Raw genomic sequence first — 15,082 nt, forward strand, 5'->3', positions numbered from 1 at the left:
GCCTCAAGGAACCTGTCCCTGCCTTGCTACGTATTACCCAAGCAGGCAAGCTGCCGGTCCGCGCAGCAGAAAGGCGATGACCATGACGTCGGCATTACGCATAGCGGTTCTGGCGATTTCTTTGGGGCTGTTGCCCTGCATGGCGGGGGCGCAGGAGCTCAGGATCGGCCTGTCCACAGAGCCCAGCTCGCTGGATCCCGATTATCACAATGTCACGCCGAACAACCAGATCGCCTATTCGATCTTCAACACCCTGATCCAGCAGGACGAGACCCAGAAGCTGACGCCGAGCCTGGCTGAGAGTTGGCGCAATCTCGATGACACGACTTGGGAGTTCAAGCTGCGCAAGGGCGTGAAATTCCACGATGGCAGCCCGTTCACCGCTGCCGATGTGGTGTTTTCGCTGGCGCGTCCGGCCAAGGTGCCCAACAGCCCGTCGCCGTTCACGCTGTTCACCCGCTCGGTCGCCGAGGTGAAGGTGATCGACGACCACACGGTGCATTTCATCACCAAGTCCCCGACGCCCTTGCTGCCCAACGATCTTAGCCGCGTGGCGATCATGTCGTCCAAGGCGGCCAAGCCCGACGTGGCGGAAGGCATCACCACCGACGCTCTCAATCGTGGCGAGGGTCTGATCGGCACCGGCCCTTATCGCTTTGTGGAATGGACGCGCGGCAACCGGCTGGTGCTGGAAGCCAACCCAAATTACTGGGGCGGCAAGCCTAAATGGGAGCGGGTGATCTATCGTCCGATGTCGAACGACGCCGCGCGTGTCGCCGCATTGCTGGCGAATGATGTCGACATGATCGAGAATCCGCCGCCGGCCGACATCAAACGGCTGCGCAGCAACACGGATGTGAAAATCAGCGAGGTTCTGTCGAACCGGCTGATTTATTTGGCGCTGGATGTGGGTTCGCCGACGGCTGGCATCCCGGATGCAGACGGGAAGAACCCGCTGCAGGACCGGCGTGTGCGCAAAGCCCTGTCGCTGGCGATCAATCGCGAGGCGATCACCAGCCGCATCGTCGAAGGTCTGGCCAAGCCGGCAGGTGATCTGCTGCCCTATCCGATGTTCGGCGCCCGCCGCGAGGCGCAGCCGGATCCCTATAACCCGGATGCCGCCAAGAAGCTGCTGGCCGAGGCGGGCTATCCGAATGGCTTCAGCATCACCATAGGTTCGCCCAATAACCGATACATCAACGATTCCGAAGTGGCACAGGCGATCGCTTCGCAATGGACCCGCGTCGGGGTGAAGTCGAGGGTGGATGCGGTGCCCAGCACGGTTTTCTTCAAGAACCGCGATGCGTTTGCCTACTCCGCGGCGCTGGTCGGCTGGGCAGCAGGTACGGGCGAGATGTCGAACCCGCTGCGCTCCCTGATCGCAACCGTCAATCGCGAGAAAGGCTTCGGTACGGCGAATAAAAGCCGCTATTCGAATCCCGCGCTCGATGCCTTGATCGAAGAGGCTCTGCGCACGGTGAACGACAAGTCCCGGGAAACCTTGCTGCAGCGCGGCTCGCAGATGGCCCTGGAAGACCAGGCCATCGTGCCGCTGCATTTCGAGATCACATCCTGGGCGCTGCGCAAGGGCTTCAGCTACAAAGCCCGGGCAGACCAGTACACGCTGGCTATCGGCGTGATAAAAGAGTAGCGAAATATGAAATATAGAGGCGGCCGGGCTCAGCCGCCGGTGACGCTCATATGACGCGGCACTGCGGCGGTCCGCTGGCGCCGGTCGATCACGAAGTCATGGCCTTTCGGCTTACGCGCAATCGCCTCGCGGATGGCCGCTTCCAATAGGGCATCGTTTTCCGACTGTCGCAGCGGTGTGCGCAGATCGGCGGCATCGTTCTGACCTAGGCACATATACAGCGTGCCGGTGCAGGTCAGTCGCACCCGGTTGCAGCTTTCGCAGAAATTATGGGTCATCGGAGTGATGAAGCCAAGCCGGCGGCCGGTTTCGCGCACCACGTAATATCGCGCTGGCCCGCCGGTACGGTAATCCGTCTCATCCAGGGTCCAGTGCCGCTGGATCTGCGCCCGCGCCATCGATAGCGGCAGATACTGATCCAGCCGCGCGGCGTCGCCGATCTCGCCCATCGGCATGACTTCGATCAGCACAAGATCGAAGCCTTCCTCGCCGCACCAGGCGATGAGGTCGTCAAATTCATTGTCATTGATGCCGCGCAGCGCCACAGCGTTGATCTTGATCTGCAGGCCGGCAGCTTTCGCCGCCTGCAGTCCCGCCATCACCTTGTCCAGCTTGCCCCAGCGGGTCAAAGCCGTGAACTTGTCCGCTTGCAAGGTATCGAGCGAGACGTTGATCCGCCGCACGCCTGCTGCCGCCAGCAAAGCCGCGTATTTCTCCAGCTGACTGCCGTTGGTCGTCAGGGTCAGCTCATCCAGGTCGCCGGTATTCAGATGACGGCCAAGGCTGTCGATCAGCGTCATGATGCCGCGCCGGACCAGCGGCTCGCCGCCGGTGAGACGCAGTTTGCGCACGCCCATGCGGATGAAGGTTGAGCAAAGCCGGTCGAGCTCTTCCAGGCTGAGAAGCTCCGCCTTCGGCAGGAAAGTCATGTCCTCTGCCATGCAATAGACACAGCGGAAATCGCACCGGTCGGTAACCGAAACGCGAAGATACGAAATCGTGCGGCCGAAGGGATCAAGCATGGCAATTGTGGGCAATAAAGCCCGACCTCCAGGCCCTTAAAATAGAGAGGAGGGATAGCAGGGGCAATCCCTCCGAACTCCGCAATTGACCTTGATCACATCAGTTGGCGGCGATCAGCGCTTTCAGCGCCTAGCCATTGAGCGGCAGACGAACCTGGATGACGTCGCTGCTGGGGCCTGGCACCGTCTGGAAGCCCAATTCCGTCGCGAGCGTACGCATCGCCTGATTCTCGCGCAGGATATCGCCAATGATCTCGCGCGTGCCGCGCTGCTTGCAATACTGGATGATCTTGCGCATCAGCGCCTGGCCAAGGCCATGGCCCTTCATATCGGATCGCACCAGCACCGCGAACTCGGCCCGGATATTGTCCGGATCGGTGATCGCGCGCACGACGCCTAAGGTTTCCGAATGCCCGTTTATATTCCGCGTGGCTATAAACGCCATTTCGCGCTCGTAGTCGATCTGCGTGAAGCGTGCCATCTCCGAATGCGGCAGGGCCCGCATCGGCGAGAAGAAGCGCAGGCGGAAATCCTCTGCCGAGACGCGGCGCACGAATTCGTGATGCGTTGGCTCGTCCTCGGGGCGGATGGGCCGCAACAACACTATCTCGCCGGTAGGCAGCGTGATGGTCTCTTCCAAGCCGCGAGGATAGGGCCGGATGGCCAGACGGTCATGTCCGACCACATCACTGGGCTTGAGCACGATGCGCGCATCCAGCGCGATCATGCCCTGATCGTCGGCATAAAGCGGGTTGATGTCGAGTTCGCTGATCTCCGCATGATCGGCAATTAGTTGCGCCACGCGGATCAGAACGGTGGCCAAAGCCTTCCGGTCGACGGGCGGGAAGTCGCGGTAACCGGAAAGAAGCCGGCTGACCTTCGTGCGGTCGATCAGATCGTTGGCCAGATGCATGTTCAGCGGCGGCAGGGCCACAGCGCGGTCGCCGATCACTTCCACGCCGACACCACCCTGGCCGAACATGATCGCGGGCCCGAAGATCGGATCGGTCAAGGCGCCGATGATCAGTTCGTGAGCGCGGGCGCGGCGAATCATCGGCTGCACCGTAAAGCCGTCGATCCGGGCTTCCGGCCGGTGCTTGCGGACGCGTTCCAGCATCGCCTGTGCAGCCGTTAAGACCTCGGCCTCGCTGCTGAGATTGAGCGCGACACCGCCGACATCGGATTTATGCGTGATGTCCGGGGAGAGGATCTTGATGGCAACCGGGAATTCCAGCCGATGCGTGGCAGTCGCAGCTTCCTCCGGCGTCGCTGCCGCTTCCGTCGGCACGGCGGGAATGCCGTAGGCCGACAGGATGCGCTTGCCTTCTATCTCGTTCAGCATCGAGCGGTTTTCACGCAGCGCGGTTTCGATGACCTCCCGCACGGCTGCATGATCGGGTTGCAGATCCTCCGGCATCTCATCCGGTGTCTGCATCAGGACCTGCATGTTGCGGCGGTAGTTCACCATATGGGCGAAGGCGCGTATTGCCGCATCGGGGGTGTCGTAGGAGGCAAGGCCCGCTTCGGCAAAGGCCTTGCGCGCTTTTTGCACCGCATCTCCGCCGGACCAGCAGGTCAGGATGTTTTTCGGGCTGTTGTGCACCGCCTTGATGACGGCGCGCGCCGGCTCGATGGATGGCACGATGGCGGTTGGCGCATGCATGACCAGGACGGCATCCACGCCAGGGTCGGACAGCACCGCCTGCACGGCGGCGGCGTAACGTTCGCTGGGTGCGTCGCCGATGATGTCGATCGGATTGCTATGCGACCAGGTCGGAGGCAACACGGCATCGAGCTGTGTGATCGTCGCCGGCGAAAGATCGGCAAGGCTGCCGCCAAACTCGATCAGCTTATCCACCGCCATGACGCCCGGTCCGCCGCCATTGGTCACGATGGCGAGTCTTTCACCCGGCAGTTTCCGATTGCGTCCCAGCGTCTCGACGGCGGCGAACAGCTCTTCAACACCATCCACGCGCAGGATACCGGCGCGGCGCAAGGCCGCCGAGTAGACGTCGTCGCCGCCAGCAAGCGCGCCGGTGTGAGAGGCGGCTGCCTGGGCGGCGCGAGCGTTGCGGCCGGATTTCACCGCAACAATCGGCTTGTTGCGGGCTGCGGCACGTGCCGCAGAGACGAATTTGCGCGCCTGCTTCACGGACTCGATGTAAAGCAGAATGGCGCGGGTCTGAGGATCGCTGGCCAGGTAATCCAGCATGTCGCCGAAATCGATGTCGGCAGAATCGCCCAGCGATATGAAATGGCTGAATCCGATGCCATGCTGCTTCGCCCAGTCGAGCACGATGGTGCACAGCGCGCCGGATTGACTGACGAAGGCCAACTGGCCCGGTTCGGCGCTGGTATGGGCAAAGGACGCATTCAAACGCAGGCCAGGCACCAGCATGCCGACGCAGTTCGGCCCCAGGATGCGCAGCAGATGCGGTTTGGCGGCATCCAGCATCGCTTGCTGAAGTGTGCGGCCGTCTGGCGTTTTGCCGCTCGATAAGCCGGCAGTCAGAACGATCACTGCGCGGCATCCCGTCTCGCCAAGCGTCCCGATGAGTCCGGGCACGGTGTCAGGCGGTGTGCAGATCACCGCCAGGTCTGGGCTGGCGGGGAGGGCGCGGACATCGGGATAGCAAGTCAGGCCCTGCAGGGCGCGGTATTTCGGATTGACCGGCCAGATGGAGCCTTGGAAACCACCGCTCAGAATATTGCTCAGCACCACGGTGCCGACTCGGGTCGGCCGGTCGGAAGCGCCAATCACTGCGACAGAACGCGGCGCAAAAAGCTTGTCGAGATTACGAATCGTCATGCGCGGTGCCCCTAAATCGATACGCGACAGGACTTATTGCGCCTGTCTTAATCGCTTATGCTGGGCATGTTCGCATAATAACGTTCCACCGCAACGCGGAGGCTCTGGCTGCGACGATATGCCGGCGTTAACCTTTTTTATGCCGGAGCGCAGTTCTCCGTCGCTAAGACACTCGTCCAGGATACTTGGAAATCCAATGGGATGACTGCCCGACAATCCAATCTCAGGGCAGGGAGAGAGCGGCAATCGGGCTGGTTTTGGTTAACAAAAACTCACCGAAGTCCTTATGACAATTAGCAAATTTTGCCGCAGACGCATTTTTCCCTATTGACGGGTTCGCCGCCGGTGGGTAAAAATCAGTCATCCTCAAAAGAGGACGACACACCTAGATCCTAGAACAGGAGCTTTTCAAATGCCTAATTCCGTCAATACCAATACTGGTGCCCTCGTTGCCCTGGCCTCGCTGCGCACGATCAACAGCGACCTGGACAAGACTTCCAAGAAGGTTCAGACCGGTTTCAAGGTTGCCGACGCGTCGGACGACGCTGCGGTCTTCTCGGTTGCTCAGGGCATCCGTGGTAACATCAAGGCCTATTCGGCTGTGCAGTCCTCGCTGGCCAACGGCGAAGGCCTCGGCCAGGTGACCAACGCCGCGCTGAAGGGCATCTCGGATCAGATCGCCGAAGTCCGCGCCAAGTTGGCCCTGCTGGGTAACGACGCTCTGACCGCCGAGCAGCGCACGATCTACCAGAACGACGTCAATGAGCTGCTGGGTACCATGACCCGCTATGCTCAGCAGGCGGAGTACAATGGTCAGAACCTGATCAAGACTGGTGGTACGGACCTGTCGACCGTGGGTGATACCAGCGGCACGATCTTGACCCTGACTGCGGTCGATATCGAAGCTGCCATCACCACCGCTCAGGGCGCCCTGGCGATGACCGGTTCGGCCGACTACGCTGCCGACGTTGCTGCTATCGACACCCTTGAGAACGCTGTGAACGACGCTTCGGCGACGATCGCTGCCCAGACCAAGGCGATGTCGCTGCAGAAGAGCTTCGTTGACGATCTGGTCGACGCCACCAAGAAGGGCCTTGGTGCTCTGGTTGACGCCGACGTGGCTGCCGAAAGCGCCACCCTGCAGTCTCTGCAGGTCCGTCAGCAGCTGGCCATCCAGTCGCTGTCGATCGCCAACCAGTCGCCGAACACCCTGCTCAGCCTGTTCCGTTAATCGGCAGTCTGAACAAGACTTCGGGGAAGGGGGCCGCAAGGCCCCCTTTCTTTTTGTCGTCACGATCTTTTTTGCTTTCTAAGCGGCTTTCGTCACGGGATCGAACGGGATTTCTTGACGGGGGGGCGGAAGCCGGATAGCCCTGTCTAGTCGTTAACAGATTGGGAGGAGGCGCAAGCCTCCCGAAATCGCGTGCCACTGATTATCACTTTAAAAGCCGGCGAGAAATTCATCCTCAATCGGGCGGTACTCAGCCTCTCGAAATCGGCCAGCATTATTATTGAGAACAAAGCGTCCTTCCTGCGCGAAAAGCACATCATGAAGCCGGAGGACGTCGATACGGCGGCCAAGAAGATCTATTACCTCTGCCAGCTGGCCTATCTCTGGGAAGAGAATTTCGACGAGTACTATCCAAAAATTAAGGAAGCCTGTTTGGAATTCGTTAAGGCAGCTCCGAGTACTCATGCCATAGTAGGCAGTATCGGGGCGGCACTGGTCCAAAAAGACTTTTTCAAGCTCCTGAAGCTGGCTCGACGGTTGATCGAGGTGGAACGGAGATTACTTGATGTCGGCAAAAAATCCTTACCTGACGGCTCAAAACGCACTTGAGACGCCGCGACAGGTCGAATACCGACTGTTTTCGTCCGTCACTCGCGCCCTTATGGATATCCGTCCACTGATAGGCAGCAAGCATCCCGCCGATGTCGCCAAGGTTTACTCGGCCCTGAACTGGAATCGGGATGTCTGGAATCACCTGATGCCGGAAGTGCTTGACGAAGCCAACAAGTTGACCAAGGACGTCAAAGTCTCGCTGATCAACATCTGCATCTTTGTCAACAAGCACACCGAGAAGCTTCTAGCCGGTGAGCCAGTCGAAGTCGATGCGCTGATTCAGATCAACCGCAACATCATGGAAGGGCTGAAATAGCCTTTTGGCAGTGCCGATCCGCAGGTAGAAATTCATCTACCTTTGGCCGTCCGGTCATTCCCGCTTTGGTCATTTACATTCCTTCAAGGAAGATGTGAGACAAGGCGGTGGTTGCAGGCCTACCGCGTAAGAGAGGGGAATGTTCATGGCAATGACCGAGGAAGAGCAGAGCAGAATCACGCGCGAATCCTTCGTCGCCACCTGGGAGGCCCTGGTGAATGGCGGCGTCAATCGCGAGGTCGTTGCGGCGATTGCGATGAGCATGGCTCTTGCGGAACTGACGTCGATCTTCGGCAAGGCGGTCACTGCCCATGGTCTGGAGAAGCTGCCCGACACCATCCGCTCCGGTGCCTTCGACCGAAAGTAACCGGCGCTTCATATCCCGTTGAAAAAACCGGCCATTGGCCGGTTTTTTTGTCGCCAGGTGGTGGCGAAAGCCGGCCGCCCTCTGGCCTGCGGCGGTCCGGTTCGCTAGATTGGTTTCAAATGTAACCAAAACGGGAGGAAACGGATGGCGGCATTCGCCTATCCGCAATTCGGTTACACGGCGCCGAAGGTGCCCAGGGGCGGCAGCGAAAAATGCCGCGTGGCCATCGTCGGCGGCGGGCCGGTCGGGCTGACGGCGGCGCTGGATCTGGCCCAGCACGGCATTTCCTGCATCCTTCTCGATGAAGAAGACACCGTCAGCGTGGGCAGCCGCGCCATTTGCTACGCCAAACGCACGCTGGAAATCTGGGACCGGCTCGGCGTGGGCGAGCGCATGCTTAAAAAGGGCGTGACCTGGCAGGTTGGCAAGGTCTTCCATGGCGCGTCCCAATGCTACAGCTTCGACCTCCTTCCGGAGAGCGGGCATCGCTTTCCCGCCTTCATCAATCTTCAGCAATACTACGCCGAGCTCTATCTGGTCGAAGCCGCGCAGGCGCGGCCGGAGATCGAGTTGCGCTGGAAGCATCGGGTCTATGATGTCGTGCCAGGCAACGACGGCGTGCGGCTGAGTGTGACCACGCCGGATGGCGATTACACCCTGATCGCCGATTATGTGCTTGCGGCCGATGGTGCACGCTCCACGGTGCGGCGCAAGCTCGGATTGGATTTCCGCGGACAGGTTTTCGAGGATCGGTTCCTGATTGCGGATGTCCGCATGAAGGCGGATTTCCCCACCGAGCGATGGTTCTGGTTCGATCCGCCTTTTCATGCCGGCGGATCGGCATTGCTGCACAAGCAGCCCGACGACGTCTGGCGCATTGATCTGCAATTGGGCTGGCAGGCCGATCCCGAAGTGGAACGTCAGCCTGAACGCGTGCTGCCGCGCCTGAAGGCCATGCTGGGCGAGAACACGCCTTTCGAGCTGGAATGGATCAGTGTCTACACCTTCCAATGCCGGCGTCTCGATCGCTTCCGTCATGGCCGAGTGCTGTTCATTGGTGATTCCGCACATCAGGTTTCTCCTTTCGGCGCCCGCGGCGCAAATTCCGGTATTCAGGATGTCGATAATCTGGTGTGGAAACTCGCGCTTGTGATGCAGGGTGAAGCGCCGGAGACATTGCTCGACAGTTACGATCTCGAGCGCGTTGCGGCGGCTGATGAGAATATTCTGCATTCCACCCGCAGCACTGATTTCATCGTGCCGCGCAACAATGCGGTTCGCGCCTTGCGCGATGCAGTGCTGGGGCTTGCAGACGAGCATGCCTTTGCGCGGCGGCTGGTCAATTCGGGCCGGCTGTCCATGCCGGCCACCTACCGCAACTCCGTCCTTTCCACGCCGGATACCGAGGCCTTCGAAAAAGGCCCGCAGCCAGGCGCCCCCGCCATCGACGCACCCATCGATCAGGGCAAGGACTGGCTGCTGCGACGTTGCCAGTCAGGGGCATTCACACTAATCAGTTTCAATGGGGAGATAGAATTGCCGTCCACGTTGCAGGACAAGGTGAAACTGGTGACGGTGCGTGATGAAGGACTCGCTGCTGATCGCTACAGCGCCGCTCCGGGAACGGCCTATCTTTTACGGCCTGACCAGCATGTCGCCGCACGCTGGCGCCGCCCCAGTTCAGCGGAAATTTCAAGGGCTTATGAGCGGGCTATCGGCCGCGTGGCATAGCGCCTGGGCGGTGCGACGCTTGACAGGGCGAACTCGCGGCTTATCACTGGCGCGTCATTTTTGCCGTCTCGCGGCACAATAATCGCCAGGAGCATTTCGTATGAGTCGCGCCTTCTTGTTTCCGGGGCAGGGCAGCCAGGCCGTTGGCATGGGCAAGGCACTGGCCGAAGCCTTCGCCAGCGCCCGAGAGGTGTTCCAGGAAGTCGACGATGCGCTGTCGCAGAAGCTCTCGACCCTGATGTTCGAGGGGCCCGAAGCCGATCTGACCCTGACGGAGAATGCGCAGCCGGCACTGATGGCCGCCAGCGTGGCGGTGGTCCGCGTGGCGGAGAAGGATTTCGGCATTGACCTCGCATCCAAAGGTCGTTTCGCAGCTGGTCATTCGCTGGGCGAGTATTCCGCGCTTTGCGCGATGGGGGCGTTGTCGGTTGCCGATGCTGCGCGTCTGCTGAAGCTGCGCGGTCAGTCGATGCAGAAGGCGGTACCGGTGGGTGAGGGCGCAATGGCTGCCTTGCTTGGCGCCGAGCTGGAAGTTGCGCAGGAAGTTGTTGCCGAAGCGGCGCAGGGCGAAGTGCTGGGCTGCGCCAATGACAATGGCGGTGGCCAGGTGGTGATCTCGGGCAAGAAGACGGCCGTTGAGCGCGCCATCGAAGTGGCGAAAGCCAAAGGCGTGAAGCGCGGTATGCTGCTGCCGGTCAGCGCACCGTTCCATTGTGCACTGATGCAGCCTGCTGCCGACGCCATGGCCGAGGCGCTTGCGAAAGTGCAGATGAACGCGCCGAAGCTGCCGGTGGTTTCGAACGTTACTGCCAAGGGCGAATCCAATCCCGACGATATCAAGGCCCTGCTGGTGCAGCAGGTGACCGGCCTCGTGCGCTGGCGCGAAGGCGTGCTGTGGCTGAAGGATCAGGGCGTCGGTCAGGTCGTCGAACTCGGCTCGGGCAAGGTGCTGGCCGGCCTGGTGAAGCGCATCGACAAGGATATCGAGCCGATCAGCGTCGGTACGCCTGCTGAGCTGGAAACCTGGGCCAAGACCCTCTAAATCCCCCTTGAGGAGACATCGATGTTTGACCTGACCGGCAAATTCGCTTTGGTGACCGGCGCGACCGGCGGCATCGGCGGCGCGATCGCCACCGCCCTTCATGCCCAGGGGGCTACCGTGGGCCTGTCCGGTACCCGCGAGGCGGTGCTGCAGGAACTGGCTGCCAAGCTGGGCAGCCGCGTTCATCTCCTGCCGTGCAATCTGGCCGATGCCGAAGCGGTCAACAGTCTGATCGGTCAGGCGGAAGCTGCAATGGGCCAGGTCGATATCCTGGTCAACAACGCCGGTATTACCCGCGATGGCCTTGCCATGCGCATGAAGGACGAGGACTGGCAGACGGTGCTGGATGTGAATCTGAGCGCCGCCTTCCGCCTCGCGCGCGCTTCGCTGAAGGGCATGATGAAGCGGCGCTGGGGCCGCATCATCAGCATCACCTCGGTGGTGGGCGCGACCGGCAATCCGGGGCAGGCGAACTATGCTGCCGCCAAGGCGGGCCTGACGGGCATGAGCAAGGCCCTGGCCCAGGAGGTCGCCTCCCGCAACATTACCGTGAACTGCGTGGCGCCGGGCTTCATCCAGACCGCGATGACCGACGTGCTGACGGACCAGCAGAAAGAGGTCATTTCGCAAAAGATCCCGGCCGGCCGACTCGGGCAGAGCCCTGAAATCGCCGCCGCGGTGGTCTATCTGGCCTCGGAAGAGGCGGGCTATGTCACCGGCCAGACCCTCCATGTAAATGGCGGTATGGCTATGATTTCCTGAGGAAATTCGGCGCAGAAGCGTCCAGCCTGGGCCTCTTGGAACTGCTTGGAAGCGCCGATTTTCTATGCTAATGGAGGCCCCCATCTGCCGGCAGCCGCCCGCCAAGGCGCGACGCAGGCAGCCACAACCACAAGGATTTGGAAATGAGCGACATTGCTGAGCGCGTTAAGAAGATCGTCGTCGAGCATCTGGGCGTCGAGGAAGAGAAGGTCACCGAGAGCGCAAGCTTTATCGACGATCTGGGCGCGGACAGCTTGGACACGGTTGAACTGGTGATGGCGTTCGAAGAAGAGTTCGGCGTCGAGATCCCGGACGATGCGGCCGAGAAGATCCTGACCGTCAAGGACGCCATCGACTTCATCAAGGAGCGTGCGGCGTCGTAATTCCGGCTGACGCCGCCGTCCCCCGTGCGTAACCTTTTTCTGTCCCCGTCACGAAAGGCCTGAGCCATGCGTCGTGTCGTCGTCACCGGCCTTGGCCTGGTCACGCCGCTTGCTACTGGCGTGGAGGCGACTTGGACCCGTCTGATCAACGGCGAGTCGGGTCTTGGTCCGATCACCCGTTTCGATGCGTCCGAGATGCCGGCAAAGGTTGCCGGCGAAGTTCCGCTTAAGGCGGATTTCCCGGACCGCGCCGATGCCTTCGATCCGGATCAATGGATGGAAGCCAAGGAACGCAAGCGCGTGGACGATTTCATCGTCTACGGCGTGGCGGCGGCGAAGCAGGCCCTGGCGGATGCCAATTGGGCCCCGCAGACCGAGGAAGATCGCTGCCGTACCGGCGTGCTGATCGGCTCGGGCATCGGCGGCCTGAACGGCATCGAAGAGGCGGCGATCACGCTCAAAGAAAAGGGCCATCGCCGCATCAGCCCGTTCTTCGTTCCGGGCCGGCTGATCAACCTTGTTTCCGGCTACGTCTCGATCGAGCACGGCCTGAAGGGCCCGAACCATGCAGTGGTAACGGCCTGCTCGACCGGCGCACATGCCATCGGCGATGCCGCCCGTCTGGTGGCCTTCGACGATGCCGATGTGATGGTGGCCGGCGGCGCCGAAGCGACCATCGGTCCGCTCGGGATTGCCGGTTTCTGCGCCGCCCGTGCGCTGTCGACCGGTTACAATGACCGTCCGACGGCTGCCTCGCGTCCCTGGGACAAGGGGCGCGACGGCTTCGTGATGGGCGAGGGTGCCGGCGTGGTCGTGCTGGAAGAGCTTGAGCATGCCAAGCGCCGTGGCGCCAAGATTTATGCCGAAGTGGTGGGCTATGGCCTTTCGGGCGATGCCTATCACATCACCGCGCCGCATGAGAGCGGCGATGGCGCCTTCCGCTGCATGCAGATGGCCCTCAAGCGTGCCGGCCTGCAGCCCTCCGATATCGATTACGTGAATGCCCATGGCACCTCGACGCCGCTGGGCGACGAGATCGAACTGGGCGCGGTGAAGCGCCTGTTCGGTAGTGCACTGGCCAATCTGTCGATGTCGTCGACTAAGTCGTCCATCGGCCATCTGCTGGGTGCCGCTGGCGCGGTCGAGGCGATCTTCTCGATCCTGGCGATCAAGACCGGCGTCATTCCGCCGACCTTGAACCTGGACGATCCGTCCGAGGTGGCGGAGGGCCTCGACCTTGTGCCGCATAAGGCGAAAAAGCGCGAGGTCCGCGCGGCGCTGTCGAACTCGTTCGGGTTCGGCGGCACCAACGCCTCTCTGGTCCTGAAGCGGTACGACGCCTAAACTCTCCCGTATGAAGCGGATTCTGCGCTGGCTGCTGGCGGTTTCGCTGGCAGCCCTTTTGGCGCTTGCCGGCGCCTATGCGTGGTTCCTGTCCTGGCTCGATGCTCCTGGGCCCTCTGGGCAGGAGACGGTGGTGCTCATCCCGCGCGGCACCGGCATTGCCGGCATCGCCCAGCGTCTGGTGCAGCAGCAGGTCGTATCCCACGTAAAACTCCTGGAACTGGCTGCTTGGTACACGGACACGGCCGGCCGGCTGAAGGCCGGGGAATATCTTTTTCCGGCCGCAGAAACGCCGCGCCGCGCGCTGGAGCGCATTGCCGCCGGCCGGGTCATGGTCCGACGCCTCACGATCCCCGAAGGTCTGAGCAGTGCGGCGATTCGCCAGTTGGTCGAAGCCGCGGAAGCGATGAGCGGCGAGTGGCCGAAGGAGCCGGTTCCGGAAGGCGCGCTGCTGCCGGAAACCTATCATTACGTTTATGGCGACAACCGTGCCGACCTGGTCGCCCGGATGCGGAAAAGCCACGAGAATCTGCTGGCGGAGCTATGGGCCAAGCGTGCGTCTGATCTGCCTTTTACAACCCCGGAGCAGGCTGTCATTCTTGCTTCCATCGTCGAGGCGGAAACGCCGATCCCGGCAGAACGCGCGCGGGTGGCCGGCGTATATATCAACCGGCTGCGCAAAGGCATGCGCCTGCAGGCTGATCCGACGGTCGTTTACGGACTGACCAAGGGGGAGCGCGAACTGGACCGGCCGCTCAGCCGGGCCGATCTCGCCAAAGCCACACCGTGGAACACCTACACCGTCGATGGCCTGCCGCCGACGCCGATCAATCATCCCGGGCGCGCCAGCCTGGCTGCAGTATTGCAGCCCGAGCAGCACGATTTCCTATTCTTCGTTGCCGACGGCAAAGGTGGGCATCTGTTCGCCACGACCTATGAGCAGCATCTGAAGAACGTTGCTGCCTATCGTGCCAGCCAGCGACGCTAATCCTTCAACGGTGCGCGGCGCAGCAAGCTGTCCAGCAGCGGATAGGGCAGTAACCCGAGCAGGCGAGCCATGGCCAGCATCGGCCAAGGAAAGGCGATACGGCCTTTGTTCCGGCGCAGGCCATCGCGGATGATCCGCGCTGCCTTTTCGGTGTCCATCAGGAAGGGCATCGGAAACTTGTTGCGCGAGGTCATCCGGCTGATCACGAAACCAGGACAGATCGCTGAGACTTTCACGCCTTCTGGCGCCAGACGGCCGCGCAGTTCCTCGGCATAGCTGCGCGCGAAATGTTTTGTGGAGGAATAGGGCACCGCACCTGGCGTCGAGATGAAGCCTGCCAGTGATGACATGATGCCGATCTGGCCGCTGCGCTGGCGCACCATGATCGGAATGGCTGGGTTCACAGTGTTCAGCACACCGTCGATATTCACACTGGTGATTGCGCGGACGTAGCCGTCAAACTCATCCCAGCCCTTGAAGCCCCCCGAAACGCCGGCATTGGCGATCACCAAATCCAGCCGGACCTGGCTTGCGACCTCCTCGACGAACGCCCGCATCGCTGCGGCATCGGTCACCGGCACAGGCCGGGCGATGACCTGGGCACCCCGGGACCGGCAAGCCGCAGCGACATCGTCCAGGCGCGCAACATTCCGTCCGGTGAGCGCCAGCAGCACTCCAGGAGCGGCGTATAGCGTAGCCAGAGCCGCCCCGATTCCACTGGAGGCTCCGGTGATCAGGATCCCGGAAAGGGGAACAGGTTCCACCACTTAGCCTCGACCCTCCGCTGGTTTACCACTATAGTGCGCCGCACCGTAGCATTCCTG

The 15,082-nt window shown here is 61.6% G+C and carries 14 protein-coding genes; 11 read left to right on the forward strand and 3 right to left on the reverse strand.

The features are described from left to right. The first annotated feature begins 76 nt into the window (after positions 1 to 76). On the forward strand, positions 77 to 1,651 hold the full coding sequence (locus Q0603_RS00975) for an ABC transporter substrate-binding protein (RefSeq protein ID WP_298720687.1): 1,575 nt from the start codon (positions 77 to 79) through the stop codon (positions 1,649 to 1,651). Positions 1,652 to 1,680: 29 nt separating this feature from the next. Here Q0603_RS00975 and moaA read toward each other — a convergent pair whose 3' ends face one another. Both moaA and Q0603_RS00985 read right to left on the reverse strand, forming a co-directional pair. After that, entirely contained in the window at positions 1,681 to 2,673 is a 993-nt protein-coding gene (gene moaA / locus Q0603_RS00980; protein ID WP_298721434.1) for a GTP 3',8-cyclase MoaA, read from the reverse strand. Between the two features lie 130 nt (positions 2,674 to 2,803). Further along, complete coding sequence (locus tag Q0603_RS00985) at positions 2,804 to 5,482, reverse strand: bifunctional acetate--CoA ligase family protein/GNAT family N-acetyltransferase (protein ID WP_298720691.1); 2,679 nt, start codon at positions 5,480 to 5,482, stop codon at positions 2,804 to 2,806. A gap of 412 nt (positions 5,483 to 5,894) precedes the next feature. On the opposite strand from Q0603_RS00985, the gene Q0603_RS00990 reads away from it, so the two are divergent. The 10 genes from Q0603_RS00990 to mltG all read left to right on the forward strand — a co-directional run bounded on the left by Q0603_RS00990 (position 5,895) and on the right by mltG (position 14,258). After that, positions 5,895 to 6,713 (forward strand): flagellin, encoded by an 819-nt coding sequence (locus Q0603_RS00990; RefSeq protein WP_298720694.1) that lies wholly within the window; start codon positions 5,895 to 5,897, stop codon positions 6,711 to 6,713. Positions 6,714 to 6,905: 192 nt separating this feature from the next. Next, the gene (locus Q0603_RS00995) at positions 6,906 to 7,322 is read left to right on the forward strand and encodes a flagellar biosynthesis repressor FlbT (RefSeq protein ID WP_298720697.1); all 417 of its coding nucleotides are present in this window, start codon (positions 6,906 to 6,908) and stop codon (positions 7,320 to 7,322) included. After that, entirely contained in the window at positions 7,279 to 7,641 is a 363-nt protein-coding gene (gene flaF / locus Q0603_RS01000; RefSeq protein WP_298720700.1) for a flagellar biosynthesis regulator FlaF, read from the forward strand. Before Q0603_RS00995 ends, flaF begins: the two co-directional genes overlap by 44 nt. Before the next feature lie 145 nt (positions 7,642 to 7,786). Continuing rightward, positions 7,787 to 8,008, forward strand: a complete 222-nt coding sequence (locus Q0603_RS01005; RefSeq protein WP_298720703.1) for a hypothetical protein — start codon at positions 7,787 to 7,789, stop codon at positions 8,006 to 8,008. 144 nt (positions 8,009 to 8,152) lie between these two features. After that, positions 8,153 to 9,739: an FAD-dependent oxidoreductase gene (locus tag Q0603_RS01010; protein ID WP_298720706.1), complete on the forward strand. Its 1,587-nt coding sequence runs from the start codon at positions 8,153 to 8,155 to the stop codon at positions 9,737 to 9,739. 100 nt (positions 9,740 to 9,839) lie between these two features. Next, entirely contained in the window at positions 9,840 to 10,781 is a 942-nt protein-coding gene (gene fabD, locus Q0603_RS01015; RefSeq protein WP_298720709.1) for an ACP S-malonyltransferase, read from the forward strand. Positions 10,782 to 10,802: 21 nt separating this feature from the next. Beyond that, positions 10,803 to 11,543 (forward strand): 3-oxoacyl-[acyl-carrier-protein] reductase, encoded by a 741-nt coding sequence (gene fabG, locus Q0603_RS01020; RefSeq protein WP_298720712.1) that lies wholly within the window; start codon positions 10,803 to 10,805, stop codon positions 11,541 to 11,543. A gap of 143 nt (positions 11,544 to 11,686) precedes the next feature. Next, complete coding sequence (locus Q0603_RS01025) at positions 11,687 to 11,926, forward strand: acyl carrier protein (protein WP_298720715.1); 240 nt, start codon at positions 11,687 to 11,689, stop codon at positions 11,924 to 11,926. Positions 11,927 to 11,992: 66 nt separating this feature from the next. Further along, positions 11,993 to 13,270: a beta-ketoacyl-ACP synthase II gene (gene fabF / locus Q0603_RS01030; protein ID WP_298720718.1), complete on the forward strand. Its 1,278-nt coding sequence runs from the start codon at positions 11,993 to 11,995 to the stop codon at positions 13,268 to 13,270. 10 nt (positions 13,271 to 13,280) lie between these two features. Continuing rightward, positions 13,281 to 14,258, forward strand: a complete 978-nt coding sequence (gene mltG, locus Q0603_RS01035; RefSeq protein WP_298720721.1) for an endolytic transglycosylase MltG — start codon at positions 13,281 to 13,283, stop codon at positions 14,256 to 14,258. On the opposite strand, the gene Q0603_RS01040 is transcribed toward mltG, so the two are convergent. Next, positions 14,255 to 15,022, reverse strand: coding sequence for an SDR family NAD(P)-dependent oxidoreductase (locus tag Q0603_RS01040; RefSeq protein ID WP_298720724.1), 768 nt, complete (start codon positions 15,020 to 15,022; stop codon positions 14,255 to 14,257). The genes mltG and Q0603_RS01040 overlap by 4 nt on opposite strands. Positions 15,023 to 15,082: the final 60 nt, after the last annotated feature.

The organism is uncultured Ferrovibrio sp., from assembly GCF_937960835.1.
Classification (GTDB): domain Bacteria; phylum Pseudomonadota; class Alphaproteobacteria; order Ferrovibrionales; family Ferrovibrionaceae; genus Ferrovibrio.